The organism is Clostridium sp. CMCC3677, assembly GCF_023845585.1.
GTDB classification, from domain to species: Bacteria; Bacillota; Clostridia; order Clostridiales; family Clostridiaceae; genus Clostridium; species Clostridium aquiflavi.
In genome coordinates, this window is sequence record NZ_JAMQHS010000001.1 from 28255 (window position 1) to 41721 (window position 13467).

The 13467-nt window shown below is 28.6% G+C and carries 9 protein-coding genes; all 9 read left to right on the top strand.

Going from position 1 to position 13467, the window contains the following annotated elements:
* Positions 1-70: 70 nt before the first annotated feature.
* The 9 genes from ftsE (at position 71) to NG901_RS00190 (ending at position 13251) form a co-directional block, all read left to right on the top strand.
* Positions 71-757, top strand: coding sequence for a cell division ATP-binding protein FtsE (ftsE, locus tag NG901_RS00150; protein ID WP_252211626.1), 687 nt, complete (start codon positions 71-73; stop codon positions 755-757).
* The gene (ftsX, locus tag NG901_RS00155; protein ID WP_252211627.1) at positions 747-1637 is read left to right on the top strand and encodes a permease-like cell division protein FtsX; all 891 of its coding nucleotides are present in this window, start codon (positions 747-749) and stop codon (positions 1635-1637) included. The genes ftsE and ftsX overlap by 11 nt, the downstream gene beginning before the upstream one ends.
* A gap of 382 nt (positions 1638-2019) precedes the next feature.
* Positions 2020-3279, top strand: coding sequence for a S41 family peptidase (locus tag NG901_RS00160; RefSeq protein ID WP_252211628.1), 1260 nt, complete (start codon positions 2020-2022; stop codon positions 3277-3279).
* Between the two features lie 10 nt (positions 3280-3289).
* The gene (locus NG901_RS00165; RefSeq protein WP_252211629.1) at positions 3290-4576 is read left to right on the top strand and encodes a PDZ domain-containing protein; all 1287 of its coding nucleotides are present in this window, start codon (positions 3290-3292) and stop codon (positions 4574-4576) included.
* Positions 4577-5013: 437 nt separating this feature from the next.
* Positions 5014-6990 (top strand): excinuclease ABC subunit UvrB, encoded by a 1977-nt coding sequence (uvrB, locus tag NG901_RS00170; protein WP_252211630.1) that lies wholly within the window; start codon positions 5014-5016, stop codon positions 6988-6990.
* 1 nt (position 6991) lies between these two features.
* Positions 6992-9814 (top strand): excinuclease ABC subunit UvrA, encoded by a 2823-nt coding sequence (gene uvrA, locus NG901_RS00175; RefSeq protein ID WP_252211631.1) that lies wholly within the window; start codon positions 6992-6994, stop codon positions 9812-9814.
* A gap of 264 nt (positions 9815-10078) precedes the next feature.
* Positions 10079-10522, top strand: coding sequence for an FHA domain-containing protein (locus NG901_RS00180; protein WP_252211632.1), 444 nt, complete (start codon positions 10079-10081; stop codon positions 10520-10522).
* Between the two features lie 51 nt (positions 10523-10573).
* A complete protein-coding gene (locus tag NG901_RS00185; RefSeq protein WP_252212086.1) occupies positions 10574-11764 on the top strand; it encodes an FtsW/RodA/SpoVE family cell cycle protein in 1191 nt (396 codons plus the stop codon).
* 2 nt (positions 11765-11766) lie between these two features.
* Positions 11767-13251 (top strand): peptidoglycan D,D-transpeptidase FtsI family protein, encoded by a 1485-nt coding sequence (locus tag NG901_RS00190; RefSeq protein ID WP_252211633.1) that lies wholly within the window; start codon positions 11767-11769, stop codon positions 13249-13251.
* Positions 13252-13467: the final 216 nt, after the last annotated feature.

Sequence of the window (13467 nt, forward strand, 5' to 3'; positions counted from 1 at the left end):
TCTTCTATGATATAATTATTTTGTAAGTTTTACAGAGAAATTGTATAATTTCATCCAAAGGAGAGTTAATATGATTGAGTTTAAAAATATATCGAAAATTTATGATAATAATGTAAAAGCGTTAAGTGATGTAAATATAGAAATAAATTCAGGCGAATTCGTTTTCTTGGTAGGACCAAGTGGATCAGGAAAGTCAACATTTATTAAGATGATATTAAAAGAAGTAGAACCAACTAATGGGAAAATAACAATAGGAAATAAGGATTTATCAGCTATAACTAGAAAGCAAATACCTTATTATAGAAGAAAAATAGGTATGGTGTTTCAAGATTTTAGACTTATACCTAATTTAAATGTATATGAAAATGTTGCATTTGCTATGAGAGTAGTAGAAGCATCACCAAGAGAAATAAGAAGAAGAGTACCTATGGTATTATCATTAGTAGGTTTATCTCATAAATATAAAATGTTTCCTAATGAATTATCTGGTGGAGAGCAACAAAGAGTTTCACTTGCAAGAGCATTAGTAAATAATCCATCTGTTTTAATAGCTGACGAACCAACAGGTAACTTAGATCCAGAAACAGCTAGAGAAATAATGGAATTATTAGATGATATAAATAAATCAGGAACAACTGTCTTAATGGCAACACATGCAAAGGATATAGTTGATTATATGAAAAAGAGAGTTATAGCAATTGATAGAGGAGAAATAGTAAGAGACGAAAAGAGAGGTAAGTACGAAGATGAGAATTAATACAATTACATATTTTATAAAAGATGCATTTACTAGTTTAAAAAGAAATAGAACTATAAGTTTTGCCTCAATACTTACAGTACTTATAACTTTCTTTGTTTTAGGAATATTTATATTATTAGCAGGTAATGTAAACCAAGCTATTAGTAGCGTTAAAGATAAAGTTGATCTTGAAATATTTCTTAAAGATGATATAAAACTTATTGATCAAAGAGAAATAGAATTAAAATTAAGAGAAGTAGATGGCGTAAAAGATGTTATATATCAATCAAAAGAAGAAGCATATAAGAAAGTTCAAAAAACAACAAGTGAAAATGAAGGATTATTACAAGGATATACTTTAGAACATAATCCATTTCCAGCATCATTTACCGTAAAATTAGAATCACCAGAAGATGCGGAAAATATAAGCCAAGCTTTAGATGGATTTACAGGAATTGAAAAGATAGATAATCAAAAAAAGGTTGTTGACGGAATTGTAAAATTGGTAAAAGGTATAAATGTAGTTGGTGGAGCATTATTTATAGTTCTAGTTGGAGTATCTATTTTCTTAATAATGAATACAACTAAATTAACAGTTTATTCAAGAAGAAGAGAAGTTGGAATAATGAAATTTGTAGGAGCCACTGATTGGTTTATAAGATGGCCTTTTATAATAGAAGGTATGGTAATTGGAGTTTTAGGTTCTACATTATCATGTATAGTGTTATTCTTTGCTTATAAGGGAGTGTTTAGTTGGATAGCATCAATGATGATGTTTGTCGCTCTTGTTCCTCCTATATATGTTTTAAAAGTAATGTTATTGGAATTTGTAATTGGTGGAATTTTAGTTGGTGGAATAGCTAGTGCATCAGCTTTAAGAAAATTCTTAATAGTATAATTTCTTATAAATAAGAATAAAATTAACTTATAAATAAAAATAATGGACCAAATATTCTTTAAATATTTTTAATTATTAGAATAAATAGAGTATTAATACTTTGTTTATTCTAATAATATAAATAAGTAAAATAATTAAAGAGTAATGGTTTATTATTTTTTTTAAATGTTTTATATTATATCTATAAGCCCAAATAACTATATAAATAATTAAATAGGTATTGATTTAATATATTGTGGTTGTACATTGTTGGATAACGATTTCTAAGTTTTAGATAGTAGTTAAAATTAAAATTTAACAACCTTTAAGAATAAAAAAACAAAATACATATAAATATTAGAAATATTTTTATAACACAGAATACGAAAGGAAGTCTAGAACTGTGAGTGATTTAAGAAGAGACGAAGAAAAGTCTAGAATAAGTAAGGCGTGGCGAATAATCATAAGTACTGCTATGTTACTAGTGATTGGAACTGGATGCATATTTGTAGGAAATTATTTAGCAACTAAAGGTATATTATTAACTACAGCTTCACAAAAGGTTTCAAGTGAATTAAAACAAATGAAAGATGTAGATAAATATTCAGCGCTATTTCAAGTAAGGGAAGCTTTAATATCAAAATTTGATGGTGATATAGATGATAATACATTGCTAGAGGGTGCTATTAAAGGTATGACAGCATCGTTAGAAGATCCATATACAGTATTTATGAATAAAGAAGAGTTTAGTAAGTTTATGGAACAAACTACTGGTAGTTTTATGGGAATAGGAGTTCAAGTTGGGGTAAAGAATGATCAAATAACAATAATATCTCCTATTGAAGGCTCACCAGCAGCTTCAGCAGGATTACAATCTGGTGATGTAATACAAAAAGTAAATGATGTTGAATTAGATGGAACAGATCTTGATAAAGCAATATCTATGATTAGTGGAAAAGAAAAAGCAGAAGTAAAATTAACTATTGCTAGAGGTCAAAATAGTCCATTTGATGTAAATGTAACAAGGGATGTTATAAAAGTTGAATCAATAAAAGGAGAAATGATTGATTCATCTATTGGTTATATACAATTAACATCTTTCATGGATGAAAATATTACTGACGATTTTAAAAACAAGATAAATGAATTAAAGAATTCTGGGATGAAAGGTTTAATATTGGACTTAAGAGGAAATCCAGGTGGATTGCTTTCACAAGCTGTTGGAGTAGCATCTCAATTTATACCAGAGGGAAAAATAATAACATATACTATTGATAAATATAATAATAAAGCTGAATCACCATCTATTGGAGGAATAGCAGAAGGATTTCCATTAGTATTACTTGTTGATGGAGGAAGTGCTAGTGCTTCAGAGGTTGTTACAGGAGCGTTAAGAGATTATAAAGTAGCAACAATTGTTGGAACAACTACATTTGGAAAAGGAATAGTTCAACAACCTATTAGATTTTCAAATGATATAGGTGGACTTAAAGTAACAGTTTCAAAATATTATACCCCTAATGGAGAAAATATTCATAAAAAAGGCATAGCGCCTGATTATGATGTGGAGATACCTAAAGATTTATTTAAAGAAAAATATTCTAGAGATATAGATCCACAATTTAATAAAGCTTTACAGCTTATAACTGAGAAGCTTAATTAGGGGGATTAATATGGAATTAACATTTTATACATTAAGAGGGGTCGCTGGTGCAATAGTAAATCCAGGATTAATGATTGTACTAATCTTTTTAGGGATAATATTATATTTTAAAAATAGAAATTTGGTTATGATGCAAAGATTAATTCTAGGGGACAATATAAACACTCCTCTAGAACTAACTTTATCACAAATTGTATTAGGAATAATAGCAGGTGCAATAGGCAGTGTTATACTTAGCATATTAGGAATAAGATTTTGGGAAAACTCAGGTATAATATATTTATTTATGATTTCAATAATTTTAATGTTTGTAAAACCAAGATTTATATGTTTTTCTTATTCTGGAGCTATATTAGGAATTATAAGTATAGCAATTAGTCTATTATCAAATGTATTTCCGTCATTAAAGAGTACTACAATTTTCAATATTGATATAATATATCTTATGACATTTATAGGTGTATTACATATTGTTGAAGGTTTTTTAGTAATGATAGATGGAGATAGAGGTTCTATTCCTATTTTTAGTAACAAAAATGGAAAGATAATAGGTGGATTTTCTCTTAATAGATATTGGGTTTTATCTATAGCAATATTAATATTAGCGTTGTCTAATAATGATACAAGCAATTACATAACAACAACTATATCAACACCTAAAGGATGGCCATTTATAAGTGGAAATTTAACAAATAAATTATTAGCATTAAGCACAATATCAATAATGCCATTTTATGCTGTAATAGGTTATTCATCAATTACATTTACAAAAAGTAAAAAAGAAAAAGCTGTTCACTCAGGACTTTCTATATTATTTTATGGAATATGTTTAACTTTAATAGCTCAAATTGCAAGATTTGGACTTGGTTTTGAAATAGTAGCAATAATATTTGCTCCACTTGCACATGAAGTGATGTTAAAAATCCAAAGAGATAACGAAAATAAACAAAAGCCTAAATTCATTAGCGATGAAGAAGGACTAGTTGTATTGGAGGTTGTTCCTAGAGGTATAGCATATAATTTAGGAATAAAGCCAGGAAATAAGTTAATCTCAGTGAATAATAGTGTTGTAAATTCTGAAGCAGATGTACTTATTATTTTAAAAGAAAATTTTTACAATGTTACTTTTAAAATTAAAGACTTAAGTGGAATAATAAAAGAAATACCAGTTAAAACTAGTAAAGGTAAGAGACTTGGTATGCTCTTAGTTCCAAGAACAATAAAAGAGAAAGATAAAATATGTATAAAAGAAAATAAGTTTTCTAAGATATTAAAAAATGTAAAAGAAAAACACTAGTAGTTTTATTTTATAAGTTGAAAAACAGTTGATATTTTAGTGTAATTCCAATGTCAGATCGCAATTATATTAAAATATCAACATTGGCTTAAAGTAGAAAGTATATAATATAAAGTCAGTAATTCTTATTGAATTTACTGGCTTTTTTCTTTAATAATTGGCTGTATTTTAGCAGTGCGTTGATATATACCACTTTACCTATTGCATATATCAACACATATTTAAAACATAGCCTAATAATTTATAAAATCTTTGAAAATTGAAAAAACTAATAATTTAGAATACTTTAATTTAGAATTAAAAATCAAGTATTAGAAGTAGAGAATTAACTTTGTTGATGAATTATTGAATGAGTTTATGTTGACTTAGGTTATAATGAAAAGTAAAATATAATAAAATGCATACGAATGTTTGTTCGCAAAAAAGAGGTGTTAATTATGGGAGAATTTAAAATACATTCAAAATTTAAACCTATGGGGGATCAGCCACAAGCTATTGATACTATATTAAAGTCAATAAAGCAAGGTAATGAGTTTCAAACTTTATTAGGAGTAACTGGATCTGGTAAGACATTTACTATGGCTAATATAATAGAAAATTTACAAAGACCAACTCTGATTTTGGCTCATAATAAGACTCTTGCAGCTCAATTATGTTCTGAATTTAAAGAGTTTTTTCCAGAAAACATAGTTGAGTACTTTGTATCTTATTATGACTACTATCAACCAGAAGCATATGTACCACAAACTGATACTTTCATTGAAAAAGATGCATCTATAAATGATGAGATAGATAAGCTTAGGCATTCAGCTACATCAGCACTTTTTGAAAGAAGAGATGTAATTATAGTGGCATCAGTTTCTTGTATATATGGACTTGGTAATCCTGATGAATATAAAAAATTAACTATAAGTTTAAGAAAAGGAATGCAAAAAGAGAGAGATGAGATAATAAAAAAACTCATAGAGATTCAATATGAAAGAAATGATATAGATTTTTCAAGAGGAACATTTAGAGTAAGAGGAGACTTATTGGATATCATTCCATCATCAACTTCTAGTAAAGGTATAAGAATAGAATTTTTTGGTGATGAAATTGATAGGATAAGAGAATTTGATGTGTTAACGGGAACAATAATAGGGGAAAGAAATCATGTTTCGATTTTCCCAGCATCTCACTTTGCAACTTCAAAAGAAACTGTAGAGAGATCATTAGGTGAAATAGAGAATGAATTAGAAAATAGACTTAGAGAATTGAATTCACAAGAAAAGTTATTAGAAGCTCAAAGATTAAGACAAAGAACAAACTTTGATATAGAAATGATAAGAGAAATGGGTTATTGTAGCGGAATAGAAAATTATTCTAGAATTTTAGATGGAAGAGCACCAGGTACACCGCCAAAGACATTAATAGATTATTTTCCAGAAGATTTTTTATTATTTATAGATGAAAGTCATGTTACATTACCTCAGGTAAGAGCAATGTATGCTGGAGATAGGTCAAGAAAAAATACGTTAGTTGATTATGGATTTAGATTACCATGCGCTTATGATAATAGACCACTAAAGTTTGAAGAATTTGAAAAAAAGATAAATCAAGTCATGTTTGTTAGTGCAACACCAGCACAATATGAGTTAGATCATTCACAGTCTATAGCGGAGCAAGTTATAAGACCAACTGGATTGTTAGATCCTGAAATTGTTATAAAACCAGTAAAAGGTCAAATTGATGATTTATATACAGAAATTCAGGAAACAATATCAAGAGGATATAGAATATTAATTACAACATTAACTAAAAGAATGGCAGAAGATTTAACTAAATATATGATTGAACTAGGTGTAAAAGCCACTTATATGCATTCAGATATTGACACTATTGAAAGAATGAAAATTATTAGAGACTTAAGACTTGGTGAATACGATGTTTTAGTTGGAATAAATCTTTTAAGAGAAGGATTAGATATACCAGAAGTTGCACTAGTTGCAATTTTAGATGCCGATAAAGAAGGATTTTTAAGATCTGAAACTTCTTTAATTCAAACAATAGGAAGAGCCGCTAGAAACTCAGAAAGTAAAGTAATAATGTATGCAGACAATATTACAAAATCAATGAAAAAGGCCATTAGTGAAACTGAAAGAAGAAGAAAAATACAAACACAGTATAATGAAGAGCACGGAATAATACCACAAACAATTAATAAAGAGGTTAGAGATGTAATAGAGGCTACTAAAGTAGCAGAAGAATCAACAGAATATGGCGTTGAAGAAACAAAATCTTTAACTAATAAAGAAATAAAGAAACTTATAAAAGAATATACAGACGAAATGAAGCTTGCAGCTAAAAATCTTCAATTTGAAAGAGCAGCACAGTTAAGAGATAAGATAGAAGAATTAAAAAGAAAAGAGGGATAAGATGAATGATAAGATAATAATTAAAGGTGCAAAAGTTAATAATTTAAAAAATGTGAGTTTAGAGATACCAAGAGATAAATTAATAGTATTTACAGGATTATCAGGCTCTGGGAAATCCTCTTTAGCTTTTGATACATTATATGCAGAAGGGCAAAGAAGGTATGTTGAATCACTATCTTCTTATGCTAGGCAATTTTTAGGACAGATGGATAAGCCAGATGTTGAATATATAGAAGGATTATCTCCAGCTATATCAATAGATCAAAAAACTACAAGTAAAAATCCAAGATCTACTGTTGGAACTATAACAGAAATATATGACTATTTAAGATTACTATATGCAAGAGTAGGCATTCCGCATTGTCCTAAGTGTGGTAAGGAAATTTCTAAACAATCTGTGGATCAAATAGTGGATAAAATAATATCTTATGGGGATAAAACTAAAATTCAAATTTTAGCTCCAATAGTTCGTGGAAGAAAAGGAACTCATGAAAAGATATTAGAAAATATTAAAAAGAATGGTTTTATAAGAGCTAGAATTGATGGAGAAATGTATGATTTAACTGAAGAAGAGGTTAAACTAGATAAAAATAAAAAACATAATATTGAAGCTATTATAGATAGAATAGTAATAAAGGAAGATATTGAAAAAAGAATTACTGATTCTATAGAAATGGCATTAAAGCTTGCTGATGGTTTAGTTATAGCTAATGTAGTTGGTAAAGAGGATATATTATTTAGTGAAAATTTTGCTTGTCCAGATTGTAGTATTAGTATAGATGAATTAGCACCAAGACTATTTTCTTTTAACTCACCTTTTGGAAAATGTGATTGTTGTGATGGTTTAGGAACTTTATTTGAATTTGATGAAGATTTAGTTATACCTAATAAAGAGTTAAGTATTATGGATGGCGCAGTAGCAAGTTGGGGTGCAGGTAGACTAAAAGAAGAATCGTGGACATTTGCTATATTAAAGGCATTAGAAAGAGAATATGATTTACGACTTAATGTACCAATAAAAGATTTAAGTAAAGAAGAATTGAATTTATTATTGTATGGTACAGATGGAAAGAGAATCAAAGTTGATTATGTAAAAGAAGGTGTAAAAGCTACTTATAATTATTCTTATGATGGAGAGATAAATTCTTTAAAAAGAAGATATAGAGAGACTAACTCAGATTACATAAAGAATGAAATAGAACAATACATGAGTGATAGTTATTGTCCTAAATGTAAGGGAGCAAGGTTGAAGAAAGAAGCCTTATCTGTTAAGGTAGGTGAAAAAAATATATATGAATTTACTACAATGCCAATAAATGAAGAGTTGGAATTTTTAAATAGTTTAGAATTTTCACCTAAAAATAAGATAATAAGTGAACAAGTCGTAAAAGAAATTAGAAATAGACTTCAGTTTTTACTTGATGTAGGATTAGATTATTTAAATTTATCAAGAAAAGCTGGTACTTTATCAGGCGGAGAATCTCAAAGAATAAGATTAGCAACACAAATTGGATCATCACTTATGGGCGTTTTATATATATTAGATGAACCAAGTATCGGTTTGCATCAAAGAGACAATGATAGACTTATAAGTACCTTGAAAAATTTAAGAGATGTAGGAAATACAGTTATTGTAGTTGAACATGATGAAGATACAATAATGGAAGCTGATTGTATTGTTGATATTGGACCAAGAGCAGGAGAACATGGTGGAGAAGTCGTTGCAGTAGGAACTGTAGATGAAATTAAATCATGTAAAGAATCAATAACAGGTCAATATTTAAGAGGTGAAAAGTATGTTGAAATTCCTAAGGAAAGAAGAAAAGGAAATGGAAAAGAAATAAAGGTAATAGGTGCAAAGGAAAATAATTTAAAGAATATAACTGCATCAATTCCTTTAGAAACTTTAACAATAGTAACTGGAGTTTCAGGGTCAGGAAAAAGTACATTTGTTAATGAAATCTTATATAAAGGATTAAACAGATTAATAAATAAAAGCAAAAATCCAATAGGAAACCACAAAGAGATATTAGGTTATGAAAATATAGATAAAATCATAGATATAGATCAAAGCCCAATAGGGAGAACTCCAAGATCAAATCCTGCAACTTATACAGGAACTTTTGATGTAATAAGAGAATTATTTTCTCAAACTAATGAAGCTAAAATGAGAGGTTATAAGCAAGGAAGATTTAGTTTTAATGTTAAAGGTGGAAGATGTGAAGCTTGTTCTGGTGATGGAATAATAAAAATTGAAATGCAATTTTTATCAGATGTTTATGTACCTTGTGAAGTATGTAAAGGAAAAAGATATAATAGAGAAACTTTAGAGGTAAAATACAAAGGTAAAAATATAGATGACGTTTTAAATATGACTGTAGAAGAAGCATTAGAGTTCTTTGAAAATATACCAAGAATAAAAAATAAATTAAAAACATTAAATGATGTTGGATTAGGATATATTAGATTAGGTCAACCATCCACTCAATTATCAGGTGGAGAAGCGCAAAGAATTAAACTTGCATCAGAACTTTCAAAAAGAAGCACAGGAAAAACATTATATATTCTAGATGAACCAACAACTGGTTTACATATAGATGATGTTAACAGACTTATAGAAATATTACAAAGATTAGTTGATGCGGGTAATACAGTTGTTGTTATTGAACATAATATAGATATGATAAAATGTGCTGATTATCTAATAGATTTAGGTCCAGAGGGTGGAGATAAAGGAGGAACTATTGTAAAAACAGGAACTCCAGAACAAATAAGTAAATGTGATAAATCATATACTGGTAAGTATTTAAAGAAATTATTGTAATTTGGTTTTAAGTTATTAATTTTTTATTAAGATATCATCTACGAGCTTTTATAATATAGACATTTGTATACGATAAATTTTACAATATAAATATGATATTAAATATAATGTGAAAATAAATTGATAATTATAGAAAACATAGGAATATTATAAAATAGTACGTTTTACTGATAAAAACAAAATGATATGTTTATAATGTCATAATTACTCTTTTTGTTGTATAATCATTATTATGATGTAGTAAATATGTATTGAGGTGAAGTTATGGATTTTTCAAAAATATCCGCAGGAATATTTGCAGCAATTTTCATTGTGGTTTTATATTTTATAATTTATTATGCATTAAAAATAATGTATAAAGATATAAAAGGTGGAGGAAGAAGAAGAAGACCGACTAATTCTAGAGGTAATTTTGGTTTAGAGGTATTAAAACCGGGCGAGTCTACTGATTTAAAAGAAGGTTCGGTAATTCCAATAAGAAACGATTTAACTGTTGGAAGAAAAGAAGAAAATTCTATTTCTCTTTCGGATCAGCACGTTTCAGGTAATCATGCGAGAGTATTTGTAAGAAATACTGGATTGTTTATTGAAGATTTAAATAGTACAAATGGAACTTATGTTAACGGAAATAAAATAAAAGGTAAACAAAAGTTATCTAACAAAGATGAAATAAGAATAGGTACTTCTACATTTAAAGTTCTAAGCTAGAGATTTAGCGGATGAGGTGAGATAGTGAGACGAAAAGGTGATACTAAGTTAATGATATTAACTTATATATTGTGCATGGCTCTTTTTGTGAATTTAGCAATTTTAAAAGATCCTATAGATAAGGGTGCCATATATATGGGTGCAATAATATGTGTGTTAATAACAGTAGCTAAGATTTTAATGAATAAGTTTTATCCTAATGGAGATAAATTTTTATTTATATTTTCATGTATATTATCAGTTATAGGTATAGCTGTATTATATAGATTAGATGTTACAGTGGCTATAAAACAATTAATATGGGTTATAGCAGGGATTGTAATATATATGTTTATAGTACTTTCAATACCTGATATACGGGAGTTTGTAAAATATAAAAATGTATTCTTAATTATAACATTAATGTTAATGCCATTAGCATTAATGTTTGGTTCGAAAATATATGGAGCTACTAACTGGGTATTTATTGGAGGAATGGGCTTTCAACCGTCGGAATTTGGAAAGGTAGCATTTGTACTGTATCTTGCTGCAGCACTTCAAAACTATGAAGATAAAAATAATATAAAAGAGGATTTTAAACAACTTTGGGAACCGGCTTTGGTAGTTATGTTTTCATTAGGGTGTATGGTTCTTCAAAAAGATTTAGGATCAGCTTTAATATTCTTTGGAATAGCAATTACAATGCTTTATGTTGGAACAGGAAAAAAGAAATATGTAATAATAAGTTTAATTCTATTTTTAGTAGGTGCTTTTATTGCTTATAAGTTATTTGGTCATGTGAGACAAAGAGTAGAAATTTGGAGAGATCCTTGGAGTGATACAACTGGTCAAGGATATCAGATAGTTGAAGGAATGTATGCTATAGCATCAGGAGGATTATTTGGCAGTGGTCTTGGTCAAGGATATCCAGGATTTGTTCCAGTTAATACTTCGGATTTTATATTTGCAGTAATTTGTGAAGAACTTGGAATAATAATAGGTCTTGGAGTTATGATTATATATTTCTTAATGTTCTATAGAGGAATGAGAAGTGCTGTTTTTATAAAAGATAGATTTTCTCAATTAACTGCAGTTGGTTTTAGTGCCATGATAGCTTGTCAAGTATTAGTTATCATAGGTGGGGTTTTCGCGGTAATACCATTAACAGGTATAACCTTACCCCTTGTTAGTTATGGTGGTTCCTCAGTTATAACCATGTTTTTTGCGCTTTCAATACTGCAAAAAATATCAGAGGAGGACTAACTATGAAGGATATTTCAGATAGTGTAAAAAAAGTGATGATAGTTTTTCTATTTTGTTTCGTAGCTCTTATTTCTTATATAGCATATTTTCAAGTTTTTAATGCTCCGAAAATAGCAGAGCAACAAGGAAATAAAAGATTAAGTGCAAGAAGAAATGAAGTACTTAGAGGAACTATATATGATAGAAATGACAATGCTTTAACTAAAAGTGAAAAGAATAATGCTCTTACTCAGAAAAGAGAATATATATATGGTGATTTATATACTCATGCTTTAGGATACGTAGATCCAATATATAGAGCTACAGGCCTAGAAGCAGCATATGATAAAGAATTATCAGAGTATAGCTCTATTGGTAATACATTTTTAAACTTAACTAAAGATTTTTCAATGGATAATTTAAAGGATGCTTTTAAGCAGAGAAAAAAAGAAGAAAATAAAATAGGTAATAGTATAATAACTACTTTAAATACCAATATTCAAAAGGTAGCTTATGATGCTCTTGGAAAGAATAAAGGTGCAGTAGTTGCATTAGACCCTAAAACAGGGGAAGTTCTTGCAATGGTATCAAAGCCAACATATGATCCCAATAATTTAGAGGCAGCAATGAAAGCAGCTAATGAAGGAAGTGCGGATGATAGTCCACTTATAAATAGAGCGACTGGGGGATTATATCCACCAGGCTCAACATTTAAAACAGTGACTCTTACAAGTGCTTTAGAAAATATAGCAGGAATAACTAATAGACAATTCCAAGATGATGGTAAGCTTGTATTCAATGATAGTCATTCATTAAGCAATGCAGGTGGAGCAGCTTATGGAAGCTTGGATTTAAAAAATGCATTTAGAGTGTCAAGTAACGTTGTCTTTGGTGGTTTAGCAATGGAATTAGGCAATGATAAATTGAAATCTACAGCAGAAAAATTTGGATTTAATAATTCTATAGAAGCTGATGGATTTACAATACAAAAAAGTCAATTTCCAACACTAAAAAGTTATGAAGTTGGAAGTATAGCACAAACAGGAATAGGTCAAAGTAGTATATTATCTACGCCTATGCAAATGGCTTTAGTATCTAGCACAATAGCTAATGATGGAGCTATGATGAAACCTAAATTAGTTAATAAAGTTATTGATAAGGATGGAAATACAGTAAAAACAGTAAATCCTGAAAAATTAAAACAAGTTATGGATGCAAATGAAGCTGCTATAATAACAGATTATATGAAAAATTTAGTTGATTCTAAATTAAATAGTAGTTGGAGTATATTTAGAGGTACAGAAACTTGTGGTAAAACAGGAACAGCAGATTATCAATTACCAAATGGCCAAGATGCTAAACCTCATTCATGGTTCATAGGTTTTGCACCAGAGAATAATCCTAAAGTTGCAATAGCTGTTATTGTTGAAAATGGTGGATATGGATCAGGAGTCGCAGCCCAAGTTGCAGGTGAAGTTATACAATCTGCATTATCAAATCAAAAATAAAAGAATAAGTTCTGTTTTAAATTTATGTTTATATATGAATAAGTATAGTCCAATTTTATCTATTACATAATTAACACATATTTAAAACAAAGCTAAAATTAAATATATTTAACTAACGCTATGTCTAGATGGTGTGTATAATGTAACACTATCTAGACATAGCGTTAACTAAATGTTGATATTGTAATATCGATAGTATATTATAATATCAACATT